The following is a 22,912-nucleotide window of genomic DNA, read 5'->3' as shown; positions in this document are numbered from 1 at the left end:
TTCACCGTGCCGGCGGCCCTCAGTCGCTGAGCCCCTCGAGGATCGCAGCCGCACCGGAGAGGCCGAGACGCGAGGCACCAGCGGCGATCATCTCCTCGGCGGCTTCGACGGTGCGGATGCCGCCGGAGGCCTTGACGCCGAGGCGGTCGCCGACGGTCTCGCGCATGAGGGCGACGGCGTGGGCGCTCGCTCCCCCTGCCGGGTGGAAGCCGGTCGAGGTCTTGACGAAGTCGGCTCCGGCCGCCTCGGCGCGAGCGCAGACCTCGACGATCTGCTCATCGGTCAGGGCTGCCGACTCGATGATCACCTTGACGAGCGCATCGACGCTGGCCTCGACGACTCCGCGGATGTCGGCCTCGACGGCGTCATAGTCCCCGGCGATCGCCTGCCCGATGTTAATGACCATGTCGACCTCGTCGGCTCCGTCGGCGACGGCGCGCTCGGTCTCAGCGGCCTTGATCTCCGGCTTGACCTGGCCTGAGGGGAATCCGACGACGGTGGCGACGACGAGGTCACCGGTCTCCCTCAGCGGCAGCATCGACGGGGAGACGCACACGGCGAGCACGCCCAGTTCCTTCGCCTCGGCGACGAGGGCGTCGACGTCGGCCGGAGTCGCCTCGGGCTTGAGCAGGGTGTGGTCGATGATTGTCGCGACGTCGGTGCGGCTGGTCATGGTGTCCTCCAGAAGTGGGTGCGTCATACGTGTCTGCGGTGAGTGGTCGGTGAGGCCCGGGCTGGTCTCGGGATGTCCAGCCGGGCCGCGTCGAGGCTATCTGATCGTCTCGAGGACGATCGAGTCGGGAACGGAGGCGGCGTCTCCCCCGATCTCGTAGGCGCCGACGAGTGACTCGAGCGCCCGTTCGAAGCGCTCCGGAGTGTCGGTGTGCAGGGTGAGCAGCGGGTCGCCGGCGGCGACGGTGTCCCCGGGCTTCGCGTGGAGTTCGATGCCGGCGACGGCCTGCACCGGGTCCTCCTTCCGGGCCCGACCGGCGCCGAGGCGCCACGAGGCGACCCCGACGGAGAGCGCGTCGAGTTTGGTGAGCACCCCGGACTCGGGGGCGAAGACGACCTCGGTGTCCTTGGCCACCGGCAGCGGGGCCTCAGGGTCACCGTGCTGAGCGCGGATCATCGCCGTCCACTTGTCCATCGCCCGGCCGTCGCCTAGCGCAGCGCGGACGTCGACATCGGTCTTGCCCGCCAGGCGCAGCATCTCCTCGGCCAGCGCCACGGTGAGGTCGACGACGTCGGAGGGTCCCCCGCCGGCGAGGACCTCGACGGATTCGCGCACCTCGAGGGCGTTGCCGACGGTCAGGCCGAGCGGCGTCGACATGTCGGTGAGCAGCGCGGAGGTCTCCACTCCCGCGGCCTTCCCGAGGTCGACCATCGTCCGGGCGAGCCTGCGCGCCTTCTCGAGGTCCTTCATGAACGCCCCGGAGCCGACCTTGACGTCGAGGACGAGGCCCGCGGTGCCCTCGGCGATCTTCTTCGACATGATCGACGAGGCGATGAGCGGGATGCAGTCGACGGTCGCGGTCGTGTCCCGCAGGGCGTAGAGCTTCTTGTCCGCCGGAGCGAGCCCGGAGCCCGCGGCGCAGATGACGGCGCCGATGTCCTCGAGCTGGGTGAGGATCTCCTCGTTGCTCAGTCCGGCCTGCCAGCCGGGGATCGCTTCGAGCTTGTCAAGGGTGCCGCCCGTGTGCCCAAGACCGCGGCCGGAGAGCTGCGGGACGGCGACGTCGAAGACGGCGACGAGCGGGGCGAGCGGCAGGGTGATCTTGTCCCCGACCCCACCCGTCGAATGCTTGTCCGAGGTCGTGCGCGACAGCGAGGAGAAGTCCATCCGCTCGCCCGAGGCGATCATCGCCTGGGTCCAGTGCGCGATCTCCTCGGGTCCCATGTCGTTGAGGAAGATCGCCATGGCCAGCGCCGCCATCTGCTCGTCGGCGACGACGCCGCGCGTGTACGCGTCGATGACCCAGTCGATCTGGTCCTTCGGCAACGGCTTCCCATCGCGTTTGGTCGCGATGACGTCGACGGCGTCGAATGCCTCTACGGTCACGTGGTCCTCCGGTCGTCGGTGGGAAAGGTGGTGTCGGTGGGAATGCGGGTGGCGGTGAGAAGGTGGTGCGTCAGTGCTTCGGGTGATTGTGCTCGCCGAGGCTGTCGGCCGTGCCGTCGTCCCCGGCAGCGTCGTCGCCTCCGTCCCCGGCAGGGCTGTCCCCGGCAGCGCCGCCTGCGTCGCTCGCGTGTCGGCCGATGTGCTCGCCGAGGTTGTCCGGGCCGAAGGCGTCGGGAAGGACGACGGCCATCGTCTCCCGACCTGCCGGCATGTTGAGGACGAGGTCGGGCCCGCCGTGCTCGAAAAGCAGCTGTCGGCAGCGCCCGCAGGGGACGAGCGTCCTGCCCTGACCGTCGACGCAGTCGAAGGCCACGAGGCGTCCGCCCCCGGTCATGAGGAGGTCGGAGACGAGCGAGCACTCCGCGCACAGGGTCACCCCGTACGAGGCGTTCTCGATGTTGCAGCCGCTGACGATCCGTCCGTCATCGACGAGCGCGGCCGCCCCCACCGGGTAGGCCGAATACGGTGCATAGGCCTTCTCCATCGCCGCCACCGCCGAGGCGCGCAGGAGGTCCCACGTGTCCTCGGTGAGGTCAGCGGCCTCGACGCGCCGCTCGGGTTCGCTCCACATCGGACCGTCTCCGGTCGTCGGCTCAGACATCATGGCTGTCCTCCGCTCTCCTCGTCGCGTTCAGGCTCTCACATCTCCGTCATCACGACTTCACGTACGGCACGCCTTCGGCCGCCGGCGGGCGGACCCGACCGACGAATCCGGCGACGGCGAGGATCGTGACGATGTAGGGCAGCATGAGCAGCAGTTCGTTGGGCACGGGCGTGCCGATCGACTGCAGTGTGTTGCCGAGGCTCTTCGAGAACCCGAAGAGCAGGGCTGCGAAGAGCGCGCCCTTGGGGTTCCATTTCCCGAGGATCATCGCGGCCAGGGCGATGTAGCCCTGCCCTGCCGACATCTCCTTGCCGAAGGCCAGGCCCGAGCCGATCGTGAAGAAGGCACCGCCGAGACCGGCGATGGCTCCGGCCATGATCGTGTTGCGCACGCGCGTGTAGTTGACCTTGATGCCCACGGTGTCCGCGGCCTTCGGGTGTTCGCCGACGGCACGCATCCGCAGACCCCACTTCGACCGGAAGACGAAGATCTGAAGGGCGATGACGACGACGTACATGATGTAGACGAGGATGTTCTGGTCGAAGAGCACCCGTCCGAGGATCGGGATGTCCGAGAGCAGCGGGATCGGCAGGTTCGGCAGCTTCTGCCGCGCGTTCCACAGCTCCGGGTTCTCCGTGAGCACCGTCGAGTAGAGGAAGCTCGTGAGGCCGACGACGAGGACGTTGAGGACGACGCCGATGATGATCTGATTGACCCAGTACTTCACAGCGAAGAACGTGAGCACGACGGCGACGAGCGCACCGGCGATGGGGGCGGCGATGAGTCCCGCATACGGATTCTTCACGACCGAGGCGACGACCGCGGCGAGGAACGCCCCGGCGAGAAGCTGGCCCTCGATGGCGATGTTGATGATGCCCGAGCGCTCACCGATGAGACCGCACATCGCACCGAAGATGAGCGGCACGGACAGCGCCAGCGCTCCGGCGAGCAGCGTGGTCATCGGGATGACGCCGCCGCTGCCGCCGCCGGCCCACGCGAGGAACGCGAGGACGAAGACGACGCCGAAGGTCATCGGGAACCACGAGTCGAGGTGACGGCGCCCCACCGCGAACCACACGGCGACAGCAGCCATGACGACGAGGACGAGCGAGAGGACGAGACCTGCGACCTTCGAGGGGATGACGAGGTCGGGGATCGCGAAGAAGTCACCGCTCGAGGCGATCCGGAACGTCGTCTCACCGGCCCGGCCGATGATGCCGAAGAAGATGAGCGCGATGAGCGCGAGGACGGAGTAGACGATCGGGTACTTCCACGCGATCGGCGCGAGCACCTTCGTCGGGGCCCCGGTCGGGGTGTCGAGAGTCTGTGCGCTCATCTCAGGACTCCTTCCGCTTGAGCACCGGCGCAGGCAGGTGGAAGATCGACCTCACGAGCGGCGGGGCCGCGATGAGCAGGACGATGACGGACTGGACGACGAGGACGATGTCGATCGGCGTGCCCGTCTGCGACTGCATGAGGTATCCGCCGGCCTTGAACGCACCGAAGAGGAGTCCGGCGAAGAACGTGCCCAAGGGCTTCGACCGGCCGAGCAGGGCCACGGTGATCGCATCGAAGCCGATCGACCCGGCGATGCCGCCGGTGAGCTTGTCCTCGGTCCCGAGCACCTGTGCGGCACCGCCGAGGCCGGCGAGGCCACCGGCGATGACCATAACGAGGACCGTCACCTTCGCCACGGAGATGCCCGCTGTGCGCGCGGCGTGGGGGTTCGCACCCACGGCCTTGAACTCGAATCCGATGGTCGAGCGCTCGAGCAGCCACCACACGAAGATCGTCGCGAGGATCGCGAGGATGAACCCGAAGTGGAGGCGGAAGGGCGGGGGCAGAAGGAGGAACATCTGCGCGGATTCGTCGATCGCGCGCGACTGCGGGTTCGCCGACTGCGTGTGCGTGAACCACGACTGCTTGAGCAGGTAGCCGAGCAGGTAACCGGCGATCGAGTTGAGCATGATCGTCACGATCACCTCGTTCGCCCCGGTCTTCGCCTTGAGGACGCCGGCGATGCCCGCCCAGATCGCACCGCCGATGATGCCACCGAGAGCGGCGACGAGCATGTGGACGACGGGCGGCAGCGGGAGTGCGTAGCCGAGGAAGCCGGCGACCGTGGCACCGAGGATGACCTGGCCCTGGCCGCCGATGTTGAACAGTCCCGAGCGGAACGCGAGCGCGATGCCGAGGCCGGTGAGGATGAGCGGGGTGGCGCTGACGAGGGATTCTGTGAGCGGGCGGATCGCGCGCTCAGGGGTGCGGGCGTTCCAGTCGAAGACGGCCCCGCGGAAGAGCGCGGAGTAGGCGTCGCCGACGGTGGAGAAGACCGTGGAGAAGAAGGCGCCGGGGGCGGAGAGGATGTTCTTCGCGGCGGCGACGACCTCGGCGTTGGCGACGGCGATGAGGACGCCGCCGACGAGGAGGGCGAGGATGATCGCGAGCAGGGAGACGAGCCACGATCCCGAGAGGATCTCCTGGAGGAGCGTCTGCTGCCTGCCCGGCTTCGCCTCGGCGGTCGGCGGCGGGGCCGGGGAGGGCGCGGCCGGGGAAATGTCAGTCGTCATTCGGTCTCCTCCGCCGAGGTGGTGGCTGAGTCTGGGGTCGTCGTCGAGGCGGCAGGGTCGGCAGTGCCCGTGCCCGCTGACGACATGGCCTCCTCGGCGGGGACACCGGCCATCATCAGGCCCAGCACCTCCCGGGAGGTCTCGGGTCCGACGATGCCGACGATGCGCCCGGAGTACATCACGGCGATCCGGTCGGCGAGTCCGTAGACCTCGTCGAGTTCGGTCGAGACGATGATGCACGGGGTGCCGGTGTCGCGTTCGGCGATGACGCGCTTGTGGACGAACTCGATCGATCCGACGTCGAGGCCGCGGGTGGGCTGGCTGGCGATGAAGAGGCGCAGCTCGCGTCCGAGTTCGCGGGAGAGGACGACCTTCTGCTGGTTGCCGCCCGAGAGCGTGGCGATGGGGTCGGCGACGCTGCCGAGGCGGATGTCGAACTCGTCGACCTTCTTCTTCGCCTCGGCGGTGATGACGGAGGGCCGGAGGTTGAGGCCCTTCGCGTACGGGGGACGGTCGTAGACGTCGAGGATCATGTTCTCGCGGATCGCGAACTCGGCGATGATGCCGTCGGTCGAGCGGTCTTCGGGGACGAAGCCGATGCCGGTGCCCAGCCGGTCCTTGACGCTGGCGCCGACGAGGTCCTTCCCGTCGAGGGTGATCGTGCCCAGGCGCGGTTCGGTGAGCCCGATGATCGTCTCGGCGAGCTCGGTCTGCCCGTTGCCCTGGACCCCGGCGATCGCGAGGATCTCGCCGCGGCGGACGTCGAAGCTGACGTCGTCGACGACGACGTTCTCGGCCTTGTCGACGACGGTGAGCCCGCGCACCTGGAACGTCGCGTCCCCGGGTGCGGCAGGGGTCTTCTGCGTCGTCAGGGACACCTCGCGGCCGACCATCTGGCTGGCGAGCTCCGCCTCGGTGGACTCCGGCGACGCCTCGCCGACGATCTTCCCGCGCCGGATGACCGTGATCGAATCGGCGATCGCGCGGACCTCGCGCAGCTTGTGGGTGATGAAGACGATCGAGGTGCCCTGCTCCTTGAGCTGGCGCATGATCGAGATGAGCTCGTCGGTCTCCTGCGGGGTGAGCACGGCGGTGGGCTCGTCGAGGATGAGGATCTCCGCGTCCCGGGAGAGAGCCTTGATGATCTCGACTCGCTGCTGCGCACCGACGGGGAGGTCCTCGATGAGGGCGTCGGGGTCGATGTCGAACCCGAACCGGGAGGAGATCTCCCTGACCTTCGCCCGCGCCTCGGCGAGGTCGATGATGCCGAGGCTCTTCGTCGGTTCGTAGCCGAGCGCCACGGATTCGGCGACGGTGAACACGGGCACGAGCATGAAGTGCTGGTGGACCATGCCGATGCCCGCGGCCACGGCGTCACCGGGTCCGGCGAAGGTCACCGGCTTGTCGTCGATGAGGATCTCTCCCCCATCGGGGTCGTAGAGACCGTAGAGGACGTTCATCATCGTCGACTTGCCGGCACCGTTCTCACCGAGAATGGCGTGGATCTCGCCCGGTTCGACCGTGAGGTCGATGTGGTCGTTGGCGACGAACGATCCGAACACCTTCGTCATCCCGCGAAGCTCGAGTTTCACTGCTCGACGCTCTCCTCACACACTTGAAAACTGCAGGGCCGAAAGACTTCGACCCTGCAGTTTACCCCGCTGATCACTTAGGCGAGTTCTCCGACTCGACCTTGATGGTGCCGTCGATGATCTGCTGCTTGAGCTCGTCGACCTTCGTCTTCACGTCCTCGGGGACCTCCTTGTCGAAGTCGTGGTACGGAGCGAGTCCCACGCCTTCGTTCTCGAGGGTACCGACGTAGGGCTCGGAGGTGAACTTGTCCTCGGTGCCCTCCTTGACGGTGTCCTCGACGGCGTTGGCGATCTCCTTGACCACCGAGGTGAGGATGATGTCGCCGTACTCCGTCGACTCGTAGCCGTCGGTGTCGACCCAGATGAGCTTGACGTCGCCGGCTTCCTTCGCGGCTGCCGCGGCCCCGAGGCCGACGGGGCCCGCGACGGGCATGACGATGTCGGCGCCCTGGGAGATGAGCTGCTTCGTCAGCTCCTGGCCCTGGCCCTGGTTCTCGAAGTCGCCGGAGAACGAGCCCTCCTGCTTGGCCTTGTCCCAGCCGAGGAGTTCGACGTTCTTGCCGTTGTCGTCGTTGAACTTCTTCACCCCGTCGGCGAAGCCGTCCATGAAGACGGTGACCGAGGGGATCTGGATACCGCCGAAGGTGCCGACCTTGCCGGACTTCGACGTGGCCGCCGCGACATAGCCGGCGAGGTAGGCCGCCTCGGCGGTGTTGAAGACGAGCGGCTTGGCGTTCTCGAGGGTGACGGGGTTGCCGTCGGCGTCGGAGAACGTCGAGTCGATGAGCGCGAAGTTGAGGTCGGGGTTGGCCTCGGCGGCGGACTGGATCGCATCCTCGAGGAGGAAGCCGACGCCGAAGGTGAGGTTGCAGCCCTGCTGGACCATGTTGTCGACGTTCGGGGTGAAGTCCGCGTCGCCCTGCGACTCCGCGAGCTTCTCCTGGATGCCGAGGGTCTCCACGGCCTTCGTCAGACCCGCACGTCCCGACTGGTTGAACGACTGGTCATCCCAGCCGCCGGAGTCGGAGACCATGCAGGCGAGGTAGTCCTCGGCGTTCGTGCCGCTGTCGCCGGAACCGCAGGCGGAGAGGGCAAGGGCGGATACGGCGACCATGGAGACCGCAGATGCGAGCTTTTTCAAGGTTTACTCTTTTCTCGAAGAACCGACACCGGCGACGGTGGAGGACCACCGGCCGACTCGTCACGAAGATGTGAAACCACTGGGTGATCGGTCACACTTCGGTGAGTTTTCGGCCAGTCTAATGCACGTGAGCCTTGTCTCACGCGCGTCTACCATCCGGATGTCCGACACCGATATGAAAACGCAATGTGGCGTCATGGGGTTTTCCGCCGTGCTCTACCCTTGACTCTGTTATGGCACATCTTCTCGGGGCCGAAGCCCTGCACCTCGAATACCCGACCCGCATCGTCTTCGACTCCGTGACCCTCGGCGTCGACACCGGGGACATGATCGGCATCGTCGGCCGCAACGGCGACGGAAAGTCGAGCCTGCTCGGGATGCTCGCCGGCACCATCACCCCTGACGCGGGACGCGTGACCTACCGCGGGGGCCTGCGCCTGGGGATGCTCACGCAGCGTGACGACCTCGAGGACACGGCGACCGTGGGCCACTCCGTCGTCGGGGACCGGCCCGACTACGAGTGGGCAGGCGATGCGAGGGTCCGCGACATCATCGCGGGCCTCATCTCCGACCTCGACTGGCAGGCGCCGATCGGCAGCCTCTCCGGCGGGCAGCGCCGCCGCGTCGCGCTCGCCGCGCTCCTCGTCGAGGACTGGGACCTCATCATCCTCGACGAGCCGACGAACCACCTCGACGTCGACGGCATCGCGTGGCTGGCCCGGCATCTGCAGAACCGCTGGCCGAAGAACTCCGGTGCCCTCCTGCTGGTCACCCACGACCGCTGGTTCCTCGACGAGGTGTGCACGAAGACGTGGGAGGTCCACGACCGCATCGTCGAGCCCTTCGAGGGCGGGTACGCCGCCTACGTCCTCCAGCGCGTCGAACGCGACCGGATCGCCGCCGCCACCGAGGCGAAGCGTCAGAACCTCATGCGCAAGGAGCTCGCGTGGCTGCGCCGCGGTGCCCCGGCCCGGACGTCGAAGCCGAAGTTCCGCATCGAGGCGGCCAACCAGCTCATCGCCGACGTCCCCGAGGTGCGCAACCCCGTCGAGCTGAAGAAGATGGCCACCGCCCGCCTCGGCAAGGACGTCGTCGACCTCCTCGACGTGTCCGTGAGCTTCGGGGACAGGAAGATCCTCGACGACGTCACATGGCGCATCGGTCCCGGCGAGCGCACCGGCATCCTCGGACCCAACGGCGCCGGGAAGTCGACGCTGCTCGGCCTCATCGCCGGAACCCTCGAGCCGAGTACCGGTCGGGTCAAGCGCGGCAAGACCGTCGAGGTCGGCGTCCTCGATCAGCAGTTCACGGACCTCGCCGAGATCGGGGGTCGTCGGGTGCGCGACGTCCTCGCCGAGGCGAAGACGACGTTCACGATCGAAGGCAAGGACTTCACCCCGGCTCAGCTGCTCGAGCGCCTCGGGTTCGCGCGCGAGCACCTCTCGGCACGGGTCAACGACCTCTCCGGTGGGCAGAAGCGGCGGCTGCAGCTCCTCCTTCTGCTCATGTCCGAACCCAATGTCATCATCCTCGACGAGCCGAGCACTCCGACAGGGCATTGGGATCGGACTCCTTCATCTTACCGTTGTGGGGCGCGGATTTCCCGGCTGAGCGGGCGATTCGGACAGTGCGGAGGTTGTCCTGGCCGTGGTCGTCGGGCCGGCGATCGGGTGGGGGTGGCCTGATGGCGGCGCATCTGCTGGGAGCCGAGGGGCTCAGTTTGGAGTACCCGACGCGGGTGGTGTTCGAGTCGTTGACGCTCGGGCTGGAGGAAGGCGATCGGATCGGGATCGTCGGTCGCAACGGTGACGGCAAGTCGAGCCTGCTGGGGATGTTGTCGGGACAGATCGAGCCGAATGCGGGCCGGGTGACGCGGCGCAGTGGTGTGCGGTTCGGGGTGTTGGATCAGCGCGACGACCTCGACGCCGAAGAGACCGTCGGCCGCTCGATCGTGGGCGATGGGCCGGAGCACGAGTGGGCGCGCGATGCGCGCGTCCGCGATGTGATCGGCGGCCTGGCCTCCGATATCTCGTGGGAGTCGAAGATCGGCGAGCTGAGTGGTGGGCAGCGGCGCCGGGTGGCACTGGCCGCGCTGCTGGTGGGCGATTGGGATCTGATTGCTCTGGATGAGCCGACGAACCATTTGGACGTCGAGGGCGTCGCCTGGCTGGCCGAGCACCTGAAGCGTCGGTGGGCGAAGAACGCCGGTGGTCTGCTGGTGATCACCCACGACCGGTGGTTCCTGGACGAGGTGTGTACCGAGACCTGGGAGGTCCACGACGGGATCGTGGAGCCGTTCGAGGGCGGGTATGCCTCCTATGTGCTCCAGCGGGTCGAGCGCGACCGGATGGCTGCGGCCACTGAGGCGAAGCGGCAGAACCTCATGCGCAAGGAGTTGGCGTGGCTGCGCCGCGGCGCCCCGGCTCGCACGTCGAAGCCGAAGTTCCGCATCGATGCGGCGAACCAGCTCATCGAGGGCGTTCCCCCGGTGCGCAACCCGATCGAGTTGCAACGTCTGGCCGTCGCCCGGCTGGGCAAGGATGTGGTGGACATCGAGGACGCCTCGGTGAGCTTCGGCGACGACGAGGTGCTGCGGGACATCACCTGGCGGCTCGCGCCCGGTGAGCGCACCGGCATCCTCGGCGCGAACGGGGCGGGCAAGTCGACCCTGCTGGGACTGATCTGCGGCACCCTCCAGCCGACGACCGGACGGGTCAAGGTCGGCAAGACCGTGCGGATCGGCGTGCTGGACCAGCAGTTCTCCCAGCTCGCCGAGATCAGCGGGGATCGAGTACGTGAGGTGCTGGCACGGACCAAGACCACGTTCACGATTGACGGTAAAGACCACACGCCAGCGCAGCTGCTCGAACGCCTCGGCTTCGCCCGCGAACAGCTCTCCGCCCGCGTGGACGATCTCTCTGGAGGCCAGAAGCGGCGGTTGCAACTGCTGCTGTTGCTGCTGAGCGAACCTAATCTCATCGCTCTAGATGAGCCTACGAACGACGTTGATTCTCAGATGCTCACCGCAATGGAGGACTTGCTGGACTCCTGGCCGGGAACGTTGATCGTCGTGTCCCACGACCGGTATCTGCTGGAGAGGGTCACCGATCAGCAGTACGCGATCCTGGACGGTCGTCTGCGGCATGTGCCGGGCGGGGTCGATGAGTACCTGCGGCTGCGCCAGGAACAGGCGAGCACGCCGACTGACAGGCCCGATCTCACGACCGCGACAGACGAGCATGAGGCGGCGTCGGCGCTGTCCGGTGCGGAGCGCCGAGCGGCCCAGAAGGAGATCAGCGCGATCGAGCGTCGGCTAGAGAGAGTCTCAGGCAGCATCGAGACAGTGCACCGGCGCCTAGCCGAGCACGATCAGAGCGACTACGACGGCCTGCAACGGCGTACCGACGAACTGCGTGAGTTGGAGGCCGAGGTAGCGCAGTTGGAGGAACGGTGGCTAGAGCTGTACGAGTCCGTCGACTGACCGGCAGGCTCGACGTGTGGACAGTCTCAGTGCGCTCCGAGCGCAGCGTCGGCGAGGTTCTGGCTCTCATCGGTCGACGCGGTGGATGCCCACGACGCGCGACGCTCGCTTAGCTCTCGAAGACGGGCGCGCACCAAGAGGACAAGGCTGATCGGGCCGATCCAGATCATCTTCAAAGCGTTCCAGATAGCGAGGATCACCAACAGGTTGAGCCATCCGGGTCCACCGTCCCGGATGACCACGGTGAGGACGCCGGCGACGTAGAGGTATGGGATCGCCAGAAGCATGACGGGCACGCCCCACTTGAGGCCGCGACGGGTGCGGACGACATCAAGCAAGGTGTTGGTGGGCATGTACCGGCGCAGGAAGTACCGGGTGTGAACACTGGCGGCCCAGATGAGTCGGAACATGATGGCAGTCCTCTCCACAGTTCTGGCGACAAAGAACCTTGAAGGACTACCCGAGGTGGTTCCAGGCGGTCGTGCCATCGCACTGGGGCGACGGCGACACATTGATGAAAGTCGCCTCTACTTGCCTCCACTTTACTCTCGGCAGCGGCGATGCGGAAACCCGTCGCTGCGCGCGTACCTCCTCGGTGACGTCTCACCGAGAGGAACCGGATCATGACCTCGTTCGGCGATCTTGCGAAGGATGACCGCACGGCGCGGATACTGGTGTCGATGCTGGCTGAGCCCGACGATGCGGTGACGGGGCGGTTGCTGTCTCGCCTGGGTGGGGCGGAGACGCTGGGGGTCCTGGAGGGCGAGGGGAAGGTGCCGGACTTGGACCGGGTGGATGCGCAGGTCTGGCGCGACCGGTTGAGCGCGGTGTCACGGCCCGATGAGCTGGCAGAGCGCCTCCGTCGCATTGAACGGGATGGGATCGGCGTTCTGGTCCCCGGTGACAGGCACTGGCCGTCGGCGGTGGGCGGCCTGGGTGATCGGGCACCGTTTGTGTTGTGGACGCGTGGGGCGGACTCGTTCTTGTCCCGTCCGCTGTCGGACCTGGTGACGATCACTGGGTCCAGGGCCGCGACGTCCTACGGGGAGCATGTCGCCACCGACTTCGCCACCTAGTTCGCTCGGGACGAGCGCGTAGTCGTGGCTGGTGGCGCGTACGGGATCGAGGGTGCCGCGCACCGCGCGGCTCTGGCTGCCGGTGGGGACACGATCGCGGTCTTGGCTGGTGGTGTGGATCGGCCGTATCCGGCCGGGCATCGAGAGCTGCTGGACCGGATCGCCAGCGTGGGGCTGTTGGTCAGCGAGACTGCGCCGGGCACTGCACCGACGCGGCACAGGTTCTTGGCTCGCGGCAGGCTACTGGCTGCGCTGTCGAGCACGACGGTCGTGGTCGAGGCCGGCGCGCGTACAGGTGCTCTGCGTACGGCGCAGTGGGCGCATGAGCTGGGCCGTCATGTTGGTGCGGTCCCTGGCCCGGTGACCAGCGCCGCCAGTGTCGGACCCCATGAGTTGATCGGTGATGGGCAGGCACGCATCGTCACCGATGCTGGCCAGATCACCAACATGCTCCACGTGGGACAGGACCGCCGCGACAGTCCGCAGCGATCGCCGCTGGGCGCAGCGTTCATCCGCGACCAGGCGACCCGGGTCGCCCGACGCAATGGTCCTTCCCTCTGAACGTGCCTTCGGCGAAGCACCCAGGGTGCTTCGAGACGGTACGCATGTGATGCGTTCTCGCCAGCTCGGGGATCCGGCGCACTTGGAAGGCTTCAAAGGCTCGGTCCGCGGCGTACCGGAGCGGTCGGAGGACGCTGCTGGTCGGGTTCCTGCACGGGGGCGAGCTGGCGGAGTGTGGCCTCTGCTCTGGCTCTGTCGATCTTCTGTGCCGTGCTCTCCGGTGCCGCGCCCAGGGGCGTGTTGTCGGTGATGCCGTAGCGGTCCCGGTAGGCGGCAATGGTGCGAGCATGCCGACGCCAGGTCCGTTGCTTCGCCTGATGGCGAGGTGGTGTCCCGAGTGGTTTCGTCCACGTGGCTTTGTCGTCGAGGGCGGTATCGAGGACGGCATCGGCCCGCTGTTCGATCAACTCGCGTCGTTCATCGAGCGCTTGGCGCATGTCTTCGGTCATAGATCCTCCAGCGTGTGGGATGAGCCCGGCGATTAGTCGCGGTGGCTTGCGGAGGCGACCAGAGCCTGCTGGCCGTGCGGTGGCACGGGCGACGCGGTGGTGAAGGACGGAGTCGATGTCATCAGCGTCCTCGAATCCTCGCGCGGCGACCAGGCGCGGGAGCAAGCGGTCGAGGTCGTGATGGTTGGCTTCTGCTCGGCGGAGTTCGGCGGACAGTGCCCCGAATGCGTCAGACTCGATCACCGTGTTGGCCTGTTCCTCGCTGAGACCCGAGTCGCGGATGAGTGTGGCCCAGCGGTCTTGCTGGGCTGCGGCGGCGATGGTCTCGTACTCAGCAGCAAGCTGAGCGATCGAGCCCCAGTGCTCCTGCTCGGCAGTGATGGTCTCGTGTACGGACAGCTCGGTACCGACGTGTTGCAGGACGCCATATAGGACGGACCGGCCGGTGGCGTCGGGGTTGTCGCCCGGATGCGGGCTAGCGTGGTCGTCGGCCCGGTCGAGGATCACGTAGGCCCGGTTGGCGTGCTTGCCGCGGGTCATCGCGACGTACAAGTTCTCCCGCGTGGTGGTCGGTTCCACAAGGACGTGTGAGGCGTCGACGGTGACGCCTTGCGCCCTGTGGGCCGTGACTGCGTAACCCAGATCGACATGATTGGCCACATACGAGGCCGGGAGGACTATGGAGCCGCCGAACCGGCGGCCGGTCTTGCGGATGGCGACCGAGCCGTCGTCGCGGACGTCCTTGATGGTCCAGGTGTCGCCGTTGCGGACCCAGCCCTTGCCGTTGCGTAGGCGGCGGTCGTTGCGGCGGGTGATGATCGTGTCCCCGACCCCCGCCGTGGTCCCGTCTGTGAGTTCAACCTCCTGACCTGGCGTCAGGGTGCCGTCGAGAACTAGATCAGCACGGGCGCGCTGGTTCAGAGTGGTCACGTCATCGCGGGTCTCAGCGATCAACAACGACACCAACCCCTGACTCCGGTCCACCCGCCAAGCGGCGTAGGCGGCATTAGTCATCGCCTCGGCATCGCCCTCTCGGATGCGGTCATGGTCGAGGTAGGTGTCAATCACCTCGGTACGCCCATGCCGGAGCGCGAGAGACGCGCTCTTCTCCCAGGCGTTGGTGAATCGATGGACGTCGACCAGCTCGGGCGCATCGTCCCGGTCGCCCACGAGCAGTCCGAAGGCGCCGCCGGCGTCTACGGACTGGAGCTGAGCGAAGTCACCCACCAGCAGCACCTTCGCCCCCGCTTGTTCGGCGAGGTGGGTGATGCGGTCCAGGGACAGGGTGCCGGCGAGGGAGGCTTCGTCGATGATGACGAGCTGACCGGCCTCGAACGTCGTGCCTTGGACGAGGTGGTTCTGCCACCACTTCGCCGTGTTCTCGGTCTGGATACCCAGATCGTCGGCGAGGACCTGCGCGGCCACCGCGGACGGGGCAAGCCCGACCACGGAGCCCTTGCCATGCTCGGTAGCCCACGCACGCCGCAAGGCCGACATCGCCGTCGTCTTACCGGCACCGGCAGGCCCGACCAGCACATCGAGCATCCGACCGGACACGGCGATCTTCATCAGCCCGTCGGCCTGATCCTCGCCGAGCATCCGTCCCTCGGCATCAGGCCGCGCGGTGATCCCCTCCACCGTCGCCACCGGAACTGTCGGTCCCGTCCTGGCGCGGGAGCGGTCCAACAACCGGTCCTCAGCGGCCAGCAACAACTCGGAGGAGAACACGGTCGAGTGCTTGGGCTGGAACACGCTCGTGCCGTCCACTCGCCGGAACACTGCCGGTGAGGTGGCGAGGTCGGGCGGCGTCAACCGCAGCGAGGCTTGCTCGGCCGCGTCGGCGACCATCCCCACGACGGCCTCCCGGTCACGCACGGTGGCGAAGCGCCAGGCCATCGTCTGCCGGGAAGCCTCAGTGTGCAGGTTCCACCTGCGCCAGGTCGAGCGTTTCTCACCCACCACGCCGACCACGGTCTGGCCGAGTTCGGCGATCGCCTCCAACGGCACGTCGTCAGCTCGTAGGACCTGTGCTGCGTCATTGTTCGTCACCTCGCTCGCCCACCCGGTCGCGTCCTGGTCCAGGACGCCGGAGGCGCGGGTGCGCCATTCTGTGGTGAGGTCGGCCAGGGAGCGCACCTGCTTGTCCGGTCGGGTCGCCAGGGTGGCTTGGGCGCGCAGCTTCACGATCGTCGCCTTCGACGGCCTGCGCCCGTGCTTGGCGGTGTGCTCTGCGATGAGCCGGTCGGTCTCGGCCTCGATGTCGTGGGAGCGGGTGGAGAACGCCGCGATCAGCTCCTCCGGTACCCCGGTGACCTCCCACGCTGGGTTGCGATCGCGTCCTCGCTGCCGGGTCTCCCAGGCGAAGCCGAAGGTGCGGGTAAGCCGGTCGGCCAGGACCGCGTTGTAGTGCTCGGACAGGGCGACCACGGCGGCGTGCATCGGACGACCATCCAAGGACCGCCACTTCCCGTCGAACGCGGTCTGCACCTTGTTGGAGACCACGACATGGGTGTGGAGCTGCGGATCACCGGCGCGGGAGTCGTAGTGATCAAACTCGGTCGCGACCAGCCCTGTGATGTCGACCTGCGCGACCGCGCCGTCCCCGGCGGTAGTGCCGGTTCGGGTGGCGGCGACCTCACGCTCCATGAAGTCCACCACCTCCGCGACCGCGTCATGATGTGCCCGAGCGATCAACGCCTGCGTTCCCGCGTCGGCGACACCCCATAGCACTGAGACCGACTTCGGCACGCTGAAGGTGTAGTCGAACCCCGCCACAGCACGCCGGTTTCCCCGCGCGGTCTCCTCGGCCTCGATCTGCGCGACCGCCTCCGCCCGCCCCGCCGGCCCCAGCTCGCTCGGCAGTGCCTCGGTTCGCTTGGTGATGCGGTCGCCGAGCCGCGCGTACTGCGGGAACGCCTTACCCAACGGCTCACCGGTCACCGGATCACGGCCCATGCCGACCAGCAACTGAAGCTGCGCCTCCGAGACCCGATCACCCACAGCAAGCCGGCCACCCCCAAGCCCAACAACACCAGAACCTAGCCACCGCCCAGGCGGCGTACCTTCGTCCGCGTAGTAACGCGTCAGCGGCGTCGAGAGGGACCGGTCGCCGTCTGCGGCAGCGACCGTGCGCAGGAGGTACTTGTAGCCATCCCCAGCACTCATCACCCGCATCGACACCGTCACGCTGAGGAGGTGCACGCCCATCCCGCCCGGTGAACCTAGATTGATGCGCCCCATCGAGGCGGGAGAGCCGAACTCACTCGCGCGCACGATCAGCAACTGTCAGCAGATCTCTCGCGGTTCCCCTTGACGTCGATGTCGGGAAATGCGACATTAGATGTCATGACATCGCACGCTGGCGCAGCATCGACGGAACAGGGGTCACCCTTCTTCCCGCCGCAAGCGCCTGCGACGACACCTCCCATCGCGCCGCGCAGCCTCAAGGACCGCGTAGCCAGCGTCGCGGGGTTGGAAGCGGCCCATCTAGCCGGGGCCGACAAGAGCGAGATCCAGCAAGTTCTTGAGTCCCTGCTCGGCGCTTTGAAAGACCTTCCGGATGCCCAACTCCAGTTGGGTGAGCGCCACGGGGACGGCGGGTTGCGGATCACGAGCCACCTGGCCGTGTGGTTGATCGGAAAGATCACTGATGCGTACGGAGGCAAGCTGGTGCGACTGTCCAAGGTTCCGAGCCGAGAGAGCCTACGCAGCACCTCCGGCCTAGCGGAGCTGCTGAACGTCGCAATCTCCAAGAAGCAAGGGACCGGTAAGCCATGAGTGGATACGTCGAGCCAGTCGGGAACCTCAGCGAAGCGTGGCTTCGAACACTCGAAGAGGTCTACGCAGCGGGCGGCTACGCCATCAACATGATGAGCACGATAACGGACCCACTGTCTGATGAGGACCCGACTATTCGGAAGGCCATCGACGATCTGCTGGTCGACGGCCGCCGTGCGGGTACCCGTGTGCAGACGGTGGAAACCGTCGCGGGCACATTGTTTCCCAACGACCTCTATTCAGACCCTGGCTACGCCTACCGCTCAAACCTTGATGGTCCAGCCAAGATCGCGCTCGACGTCGCAGCGGACGACCTTTACGAGGCCTACACCGACATGCTGCCGGTGCTACGCACCGACACCGCAAATGCCCGAGGCACGTACTTCGGCCGCATGGTGAGCTGGCCCGGCAAAACCGGCGGTGGCCGGAACCAACTCGCCGACCGAGTAACGACTCTGCGTCGAGCGCTCGACGCTAACCATCGGAAACGGAACCTGGAGGACATCGTGGTCGGCGGAGAGGCCGAGGGTCTCCTGGACGGAGAACCCGCCGGGGTGCAGGTGTACGCCGCCAACGACCGCCGTTCTCGCGGATTCCCGTGCCTCGTCCACATTGACCTAACTGTGTTCGAAGGTCGGCTGAGTATGGCTGCGGTGTATCGACACCAATTCTTGGTTACCAAAGCGTACGGCAACCTGCTCGGCCTGAGCCGCCTGCTGGGATTCTTGGCGCAGCAGTCGGGCTTCGCTGTCGGCGAGCTGGTCGTCCACGCCACGATGGCTGATTGCGAGCAAGGCACCTACACCAAAGCGGGCGTGGCTGAACTAATCTCCGCCGCGGGTGGAAAGGCACAGCGATGAATGCCTCTCTGCTGCGAGTCGGAGTCGACATGGTCAATATCCGTGAACTCGCGAACATGCTGGAAACATCCGAGACCACGTTCCTCGACTCCTGCTGGACTGAGGCCGAGCAGACCTACTGCGCGGGATCGGTGCCACGCCTCGCTGCCCGATGGGCCGCCAAAGAAGCAGCGATGAAGGCACTGGGACACGGGCTCGGAGAAGTCGACCCACTAGACATCGAGGTTCAAGCCGTGGAGGGCGAAGCCCCCACCCTGCACCTTCGGGCGAGCGCGGCAGCATACGCCGCAGAAGCCGAGATCAACAGCCTTGCGCTGTCGCTGACCCACGAGACCGACTTTGCTCTGGCGTTCGTCGTGGCGCTCGGGGCCGGTGCGATCTCTGAGAGCCCCGCCCAGACCGCCGTTCGTTTAGCGGTCACTGATGGCTTTCCGACGCGGGAACCGGGAAGCACAACAACTCCTCTCGTAACCCCATAGATCAGGAAGGGTTGGCCAATAAGCTGATGGAGAAAAACAAGGACAGTAGGACCGAGCAAGCCGAGGTCGCCCAGAGGCTACGATCAGCTCGCGAAACCCTTGGCCTGACCCAGGAAGACGTTGCTTCGGCTTTGGGAATCCCGCGGACGAGCGTGATCGCGATGGAAGCCGGAAAACGGAATGTCACGGCCTTAGAACTCCGGCGGATGGCGCGGCTCTACCGGCGTGAGGTTTCATGGCTACTTGGCGAGGGTCCAGAGTCGCTCGACGAAACTAGCGCCGAGGATTCGGCACTTTTCCGCGCGACCGCGCAACTGTCAATCGACGACAAGGAGCAGGTACTCCGCTTCGCGCAGTTCCTTGCTGCTGGAGATGCGCCACCCGTAGCTCGGAGTCGACCGCTCCCGGTTCGTCGTGGGGAGGCAAATCAGTCTCAGTTGCGGCGGTCCTCCGCTGGAGACTCGACAGCCAGCGAGCCTGACGACGAACCAGGTGGATGACCATGGCCAGCATCGCGCAACGCCGGAACGCTCTGCAAGCGGCCGATGACCTCCTCAACGACCTGGAGATCGACCAGGCGGAGGCTGTCGACGTCTTCGACATCGTCGATCGACTAGGACTATGGCTGGTCTTCAATCGCCTCGACAACCTCCTGGGTGCGTCCGTGCCCAAGGGGAACGGCGGCATCATGCTCACGACTCAGCGCGGTCCAGCGGTCCAGCGGTACACCGCAGCGCACGAGATTGGGCACTGGGTCCTCGACATTAACGAGCCGGCATTCGACAGCGAGGAGGACATCTTCTATCCCACTGGCGACCGCGAGCAGCTCGCCCAACTGTTCGCGGGACAGCTTCTGATGCCGCCCCCTCTCGTTTTTGCAGCCTGCGCACGCCATGGAGTCACCGACGACGTTAGCGCCACCGCTCCGGCGGTCTACCTCGTCGCCCGAGACATGGGAGCAAGTTACGAAGCAGCCTCTCGCCAGCTCTCGAACTTGGACATCATCAGCACCGCAACACGCGACGATCTGCTTAGACGCAAGCCTGTTCAGGCCAAGACGGAGCTGTGCCATGGGCACCGACCTCGCGGTGCCGTTGACGTGTGGCCAGTCGGTCTCACCGCGGGAGGAACGCAGGTGCGCGTCACTGAGGGGGATGAGCTCGTCATCACCCTGCCTGAGAATAGGACCACTGCCTATCGCTGGATGACCGAGCACGAGATCTCCGCCCGCTCGTTGCATGTCTCTAGTCCCGAGCCCGGACCTTTCACCGACGTCGTTCGAGCATCCGGGGAGGGTCCAGAGGGTGTGACGAGACGGCCGGTACACCGGTCGACCGCATCGATTGACCGTGCCTTGGCGCGGATTCCCGGGAACAGCGATAGACGTCGAATCTTGCCCAGGTTCGAGAGTCAGGGTGACGACACCTCGCAACACTCGGATCAGGACGCAACCGGGCTCCCGGACGAGTCGCGATCGGCACTAGAGCCGGTTTCGGCGCGGCTGGTCTGCGTCGAGGACCATTTCACCGCGGGCTGGGCACGCATCGCACCATCCGAGATCAGGAGCGTACGCCGAGCGATCGCCGGTCGGCAGAACGTAGCACTCCCGGAATCTGTACAAACCGAACTCGACTCCGAACACATAGGGCAACCAGCCGGGCTGGAGCCATCGATGATCCCGGCCGCAGCAACGGGCGAACGGCTCCTCGCGCTGCAAGCAAGCGGTGTTGGCTCACTTGAGCTGGATCTCACCTATACCTCCGCCGTCGACCCGCACGCCCAGGCAGCGGCCACGTTCAACCTCAGCGTCGAAGTCACCGAGCCGCCACAAGTCCGACGCCGCCGTCTGCTCCTTGAACAGGCATTGATCGAAGAAGATGATCACAGCGACCTGGGCGGAGGCGAGTGGACGTGACCTCTGAGCAGCAGGAAAGCGTCCTGCCGGAGGCGAACGCAAGGCCAGCCATAGATCTTCGCCCACTCGTTACCAGCTCCCTGATGGATCAAGGCGCCCGGCCCGTGTGTCTCCCATTTGCGTTGAGCCACGCACACGAAGCGATTGCTACTCGGCCAGACCCCTCCGCGCTGGCGCCGGAGGCCATCTGGTGGCACGCCTCGCAACGGAGCCACGTGTCAGCTGGAGGCATGCTGCTCCAGCACGCAGGCGAGGCGCTACACGAAAGTGGGCAACCGTTGCTGGCCTCCTGGCCCTGGAACCCAACCCTTGGCGTGGGCACTGAAAGCCCTCCCGTCGCCGTTGGCGCTCCGCCATGGCACACAGCCACACTCGCACCGCTGACACTCGCTCACGACGGCACCGAGAACGATCTCGAAGACAGCCTGGCCGACGGACGCCCGGTGGTGCTGGTCGTGGAGGTCACCAACGAGTTCGAACGACCGAACGCAGAGGGCGTGATCGACGTCCCAGACATCCGTAGCCCCGCCGGCGACTACCACGCAGTCCTGGTGGTCGGCGCAAAGACTGACGCGGATCTCGGTCGACTTCTGCTCATCAGGAACAGCTGGACTACGTACTGGGGCGCAGGCGGTTACGGATGGCTTCCAATGGACTACCTGATCGCTCACGCCGTCCAGGCAGCCACGGTCAGGATCAAACACTGAGAGGAACCGCAATGAACATCGGCGAGTATCAACGCCTCACGGCCGAAACCGACGTGCTCGATCCTGAAGACCTCGGGCTCCCACTTCTCGGCCTAGCTGGTGAAGTGGGCAGTCTCGCAGCCGAGTACAAAAAGCGCGAACGAGACAGTGCGGGTTACCGGGCCTTCAGCGAAGAAGTTCGCGAAGACCTAGGCGATCTGATCTGGTACGCGGCCGCCCTCGCCCGGCGCTGCGATCTCGATCTCGACGAGGTCTTGTCCGACAACCTCCGCAAGACCCAAGAGCGGTTCCTTCGCCCCGACAAGCCGCCACCGCACCCGCTCTTCGACGAAGGACGCGACGCAGCTGAGCAGATTCCACGGAAGCTAGACATCACCTTCGTTGAGGCAATCGACCACGATCGTGGCAAGAGCCCAGTTCCTGTCGTGCGGATCTACCGTGGCACTTCAGCAGTTGGAGACCCGCTCGATGACAACAGCGATGATGCCGACGACTACCGCTTCCACGATGCTCTCCACCTTGGTCACCTGGCTGTCCTGGGCTGGTCCCCAACGATGCGCGGGCTTCTCAAAGCCAAGCGCACCAGCGACCCGGATACTGACCGCATCCAGGACGGAGGTCGCTCCGTGGTCGTCGAGGAAGGACTGACCGCCTACGTCTTCTCAGTGGCGGTCTCCCACAGCCTCTTCGCCAGCACCGAACGAGTCCCGATCGACGTGATCAAGGCCTGTCAGAAAATGACCGCTCACCTGGAGGTGTCGCGGCGGTCTGCAATCGACTGGGAGTATGCAATCCTTGCCGGGTACCGCGTCTTCCGGCAACTACAGGAGCATCGTGGCGGTACCGTCCACGTCGACCTCATCGACCGATCCTTGACGTTCACAGCTCCCCAGGACGCCGCCCACGCCAGTTCTGCCAACCTTCCCAACGGCTGAAGGGAACGATCATGCCCTCTACCCGGAGCAAGCCCATTAGGCTGACCCGCGGCTCAGTCATCGTCCTCGAAGGGCTCGATAAGACCGGAAAGACGACCCAGCGTGAACTCCTCAAGGCCAAGGTATCGCCAGAAGAGACCCTCGTTACCCACATGCCCTCGGGATTGACCGACTTCACCCGCGACCTCTACCAGATTCTTGAAACCCAAAAGCCCAAGTCTGGGCTAGGCAGACAACTCGCTCACCTCACAAGCCACAGCGAGAACATGACAGCGCTACTCGCTGCCACCCGTTCGGGGGCCTTGGTCTTGGACAGATGGTGGTGGTCCACGATGGCCTACGGCTGGTACGGAGGTGACATCCCCGCCAGCGGCCTGTCGAAGACATCCTTCCGCGAACTAATCGACTGTGTGTGGAAGCCGATCACCGCTTCTGCCATCTTCCTTTTTCTCACGCCCCGCGATGAAGACCTTAACAACGTCGCCGGCGTAGCGGAAGGCTACCGGGAACTAGCTGCTGAGCACACTGGGACCGTAATCACAGTGCCGCCTCTCTCCAAGGAGGAGACACACGAGTTCATTATCTCAGCTCTTGCGGATGCCGACCTGATCCAAGAATCCGAACAGGACGCTGGTGCGATGTAGCG

18 protein-coding genes and 2 pseudogenes are annotated in these 22,912 nt (G+C 66.2%); 11 read left to right on the top strand and 9 right to left on the bottom strand.

What is annotated here, in order from left to right:
• Nucleotides 1-19: 19 nt before the first annotated feature.
• From deoC to BC102111_RS14490, 7 genes are all read right to left on the bottom strand, one after another.
• Nucleotides 20-673 (bottom strand): deoxyribose-phosphate aldolase, encoded by a 654-nt coding sequence (deoC, locus tag BC102111_RS14520; RefSeq protein WP_101624714.1) that lies wholly within the window; start codon nucleotides 671-673, stop codon nucleotides 20-22.
• 96 nt (nucleotides 674-769) lie between these two features.
• Nucleotides 770-2,059 (bottom strand): thymidine phosphorylase, encoded by a 1,290-nt coding sequence (locus tag BC102111_RS14515; RefSeq protein WP_101624713.1) that lies wholly within the window; start codon nucleotides 2,057-2,059, stop codon nucleotides 770-772.
• Nucleotides 2,060-2,129: 70 nt separating this feature from the next.
• The gene (locus BC102111_RS14510) at nucleotides 2,130-2,720 is read right to left on the bottom strand and encodes a cytidine deaminase (protein ID WP_308297888.1); all 591 of its coding nucleotides are present in this window, start codon (nucleotides 2,718-2,720) and stop codon (nucleotides 2,130-2,132) included.
• A 52-nt stretch (nucleotides 2,721-2,772) separates the two neighbouring features.
• Entirely contained in the window at nucleotides 2,773-4,059 is a 1,287-nt protein-coding gene (locus BC102111_RS14505) for an ABC transporter permease (RefSeq protein ID WP_101624711.1), read from the bottom strand.
• 1 nt (nucleotide 4,060) lies between these two features.
• The gene (locus BC102111_RS14500; RefSeq protein ID WP_101624710.1) at nucleotides 4,061-5,293 is read right to left on the bottom strand and encodes an ABC transporter permease; all 1,233 of its coding nucleotides are present in this window, start codon (nucleotides 5,291-5,293) and stop codon (nucleotides 4,061-4,063) included.
• Nucleotides 5,290-6,885 carry an ABC transporter ATP-binding protein gene (locus BC102111_RS14495; protein WP_101624709.1) on the bottom strand — a complete coding sequence of 532 codons (1,596 nt, stop codon included), beginning with the start codon at nucleotides 6,883-6,885 and terminating at the stop codon, nucleotides 5,290-5,292. Before BC102111_RS14495 ends, BC102111_RS14500 begins: the two co-directional genes overlap by 4 nt.
• 73 nt (nucleotides 6,886-6,958) lie before the next feature.
• Nucleotides 6,959-8,026, bottom strand: a complete 1,068-nt coding sequence (locus BC102111_RS14490) for a BMP family lipoprotein (protein ID WP_223289936.1) — start codon at nucleotides 8,024-8,026, stop codon at nucleotides 6,959-6,961.
• Nucleotides 8,027-8,259: 233 nt separating this feature from the next.
• Between BC102111_RS14490 and BC102111_RS14480 the strand changes: the two are divergent.
• Both BC102111_RS14480 and BC102111_RS14475 read left to right on the top strand, forming a co-directional pair.
• Nucleotides 8,260-9,570, top strand: a pseudogene (locus tag BC102111_RS14480) (ABC-F family ATP-binding cassette domain-containing protein); the annotation flags it as partial.
• 140 nt (nucleotides 9,571-9,710) lie between these two features.
• Nucleotides 9,711-11,507 (top strand): ABC-F family ATP-binding cassette domain-containing protein, encoded by a 1,797-nt coding sequence (locus BC102111_RS14475; protein WP_101624707.1) that lies wholly within the window; start codon nucleotides 9,711-9,713, stop codon nucleotides 11,505-11,507.
• Nucleotides 11,508-11,533: 26 nt separating this feature from the next.
• Here BC102111_RS14475 and BC102111_RS14470 read toward each other — a convergent pair whose 3' ends face one another.
• Nucleotides 11,534-11,917, bottom strand: coding sequence for a sulfate permease (locus BC102111_RS14470; RefSeq protein WP_101624706.1), 384 nt, complete (start codon nucleotides 11,915-11,917; stop codon nucleotides 11,534-11,536).
• 213 nt (nucleotides 11,918-12,130) lie between these two features.
• On the opposite strand from BC102111_RS14470, the pseudogene dprA reads away from it, so the two are divergent.
• Nucleotides 12,131-13,144, top strand: a pseudogene (gene dprA / locus BC102111_RS14465) (DNA-processing protein DprA).
• A 92-nt stretch (nucleotides 13,145-13,236) separates the two neighbouring features.
• Here the strand turns inward: dprA and mobF are convergent.
• Nucleotides 13,237-16,767, bottom strand: a complete 3,531-nt coding sequence (gene mobF / locus BC102111_RS14460; protein WP_101624746.1) for a MobF family relaxase — start codon at nucleotides 16,765-16,767, stop codon at nucleotides 13,237-13,239.
• Nucleotides 16,768-16,938: 171 nt separating this feature from the next.
• Here mobF and BC102111_RS14455 point away from each other — a divergent pair, with 171 nt between their 5' ends.
• The 8 genes from BC102111_RS14455 (at nucleotide 16,939) to BC102111_RS14420 (ending at nucleotide 22,910) form a co-directional block, all read left to right on the top strand.
• The gene (locus tag BC102111_RS14455; protein WP_146001436.1) at nucleotides 16,939-17,370 is read left to right on the top strand and encodes a hypothetical protein; all 432 of its coding nucleotides are present in this window, start codon (nucleotides 16,939-16,941) and stop codon (nucleotides 17,368-17,370) included.
• On the top strand, nucleotides 17,367-18,230 hold the full coding sequence (locus BC102111_RS14450) for a hypothetical protein (protein ID WP_101624704.1): 864 nt from the start codon (nucleotides 17,367-17,369) through the stop codon (nucleotides 18,228-18,230). The genes BC102111_RS14455 and BC102111_RS14450 overlap by 4 nt, the downstream gene beginning before the upstream one ends.
• Nucleotides 18,227-18,709 carry a holo-ACP synthase gene (locus tag BC102111_RS14445; protein ID WP_101624703.1) on the top strand — a complete coding sequence of 161 codons (483 nt, stop codon included), beginning with the start codon at nucleotides 18,227-18,229 and terminating at the stop codon, nucleotides 18,707-18,709. Before BC102111_RS14450 ends, BC102111_RS14445 begins: the two co-directional genes overlap by 4 nt.
• Nucleotides 18,710-18,735: 26 nt before the next feature.
• Nucleotides 18,736-19,209, top strand: coding sequence for a helix-turn-helix domain-containing protein (locus tag BC102111_RS14440; RefSeq protein WP_101624702.1), 474 nt, complete (start codon nucleotides 18,736-18,738; stop codon nucleotides 19,207-19,209).
• 2 nt (nucleotides 19,210-19,211) lie between these two features.
• Nucleotides 19,212-20,624 carry an ImmA/IrrE family metallo-endopeptidase gene (locus BC102111_RS14435; RefSeq protein ID WP_180960656.1) on the top strand — a complete coding sequence of 471 codons (1,413 nt, stop codon included), beginning with the start codon at nucleotides 19,212-19,214 and terminating at the stop codon, nucleotides 20,622-20,624.
• 230 nt (nucleotides 20,625-20,854) lie between these two features.
• A complete protein-coding gene (locus BC102111_RS14430) occupies nucleotides 20,855-21,331 on the top strand; it encodes a C1 family peptidase (RefSeq protein WP_180960655.1) in 477 nt (158 codons plus the stop codon).
• 11 nt (nucleotides 21,332-21,342) lie between these two features.
• A complete protein-coding gene (locus BC102111_RS14425; RefSeq protein WP_180960654.1) occupies nucleotides 21,343-22,266 on the top strand; it encodes a nucleoside triphosphate pyrophosphohydrolase family protein in 924 nt (307 codons plus the stop codon).
• 11 nt (nucleotides 22,267-22,277) lie between these two features.
• Nucleotides 22,278-22,910: a dTMP kinase gene (locus BC102111_RS14420; protein WP_101624698.1), complete on the top strand. Its 633-nt coding sequence runs from the start codon at nucleotides 22,278-22,280 to the stop codon at nucleotides 22,908-22,910.
• Nucleotides 22,911-22,912: the final 2 nt, after the last annotated feature.

The organism is Brevibacterium casei CIP 102111, from assembly GCF_900169275.1.
Taxonomy (GTDB): Bacteria; Actinomycetota; Actinomycetes; order Actinomycetales; family Brevibacteriaceae; genus Brevibacterium; species Brevibacterium casei.
The sequence above is the reverse complement of the archived record's forward strand: the minus strand, read 5'-3'. Positions and strand labels throughout refer to the sequence as shown.

Coding starts and splice junctions, on each gene's coding strand:
- BC102111_RS14420 (WP_101624698.1), top strand. CDS start 22,278: ATGCCCTCTACCCGGAGCAAGCCCATTAGGCTGACCCGCGGCTCAGTC.
- BC102111_RS14430 (WP_180960655.1), top strand. CDS start 20,855: ATGCTGCTCCAGCACGCAGGCGAGGCGCTACACGAAAGTGGGCAACCG.
- BC102111_RS14470 (WP_101624706.1), bottom strand. CDS start 11,917: ATGTTCCGACTCATCTGGGCCGCCAGTGTTCACACCCGGTACTTCCTG.
- mobF (WP_101624746.1), bottom strand. CDS start 16,767: ATGCGGGTGATGAGTGCTGGGGATGGCTACAAGTACCTCCTGCGCACG.
- BC102111_RS14440 (WP_101624702.1), top strand. CDS start 18,736: ATGGAGAAAAACAAGGACAGTAGGACCGAGCAAGCCGAGGTCGCCCAG.
- BC102111_RS14445 (WP_101624703.1), top strand. CDS start 18,227: ATGAATGCCTCTCTGCTGCGAGTCGGAGTCGACATGGTCAATATCCGT.
- BC102111_RS14435 (WP_180960656.1), top strand. CDS start 19,212: ATGGCCAGCATCGCGCAACGCCGGAACGCTCTGCAAGCGGCCGATGAC.
- BC102111_RS14510 (WP_308297888.1), bottom strand. CDS start 2,720: ATGTCTGAGCCGACGACCGGAGACGGTCCGATGTGGAGCGAACCCGAG.
- deoC (WP_101624714.1), bottom strand. CDS start 673: ATGACCAGCCGCACCGACGTCGCGACAATCATCGACCACACCCTGCTC.
- BC102111_RS14455 (WP_146001436.1), top strand. CDS start 16,939: ATGACATCGCACGCTGGCGCAGCATCGACGGAACAGGGGTCACCCTTC.
- BC102111_RS14500 (WP_101624710.1), bottom strand. CDS start 5,293: ATGACGACTGACATTTCCCCGGCCGCGCCCTCCCCGGCCCCGCCGCCG.
- BC102111_RS14425 (WP_180960654.1), top strand. CDS start 21,343: ATGAACATCGGCGAGTATCAACGCCTCACGGCCGAAACCGACGTGCTC.
- BC102111_RS14475 (WP_101624707.1), top strand. CDS start 9,711: ATGGCGGCGCATCTGCTGGGAGCCGAGGGGCTCAGTTTGGAGTACCCG.
- BC102111_RS14505 (WP_101624711.1), bottom strand. CDS start 4,059: ATGAGCGCACAGACTCTCGACACCCCGACCGGGGCCCCGACGAAGGTG.
- BC102111_RS14450 (WP_101624704.1), top strand. CDS start 17,367: ATGAGTGGATACGTCGAGCCAGTCGGGAACCTCAGCGAAGCGTGGCTT.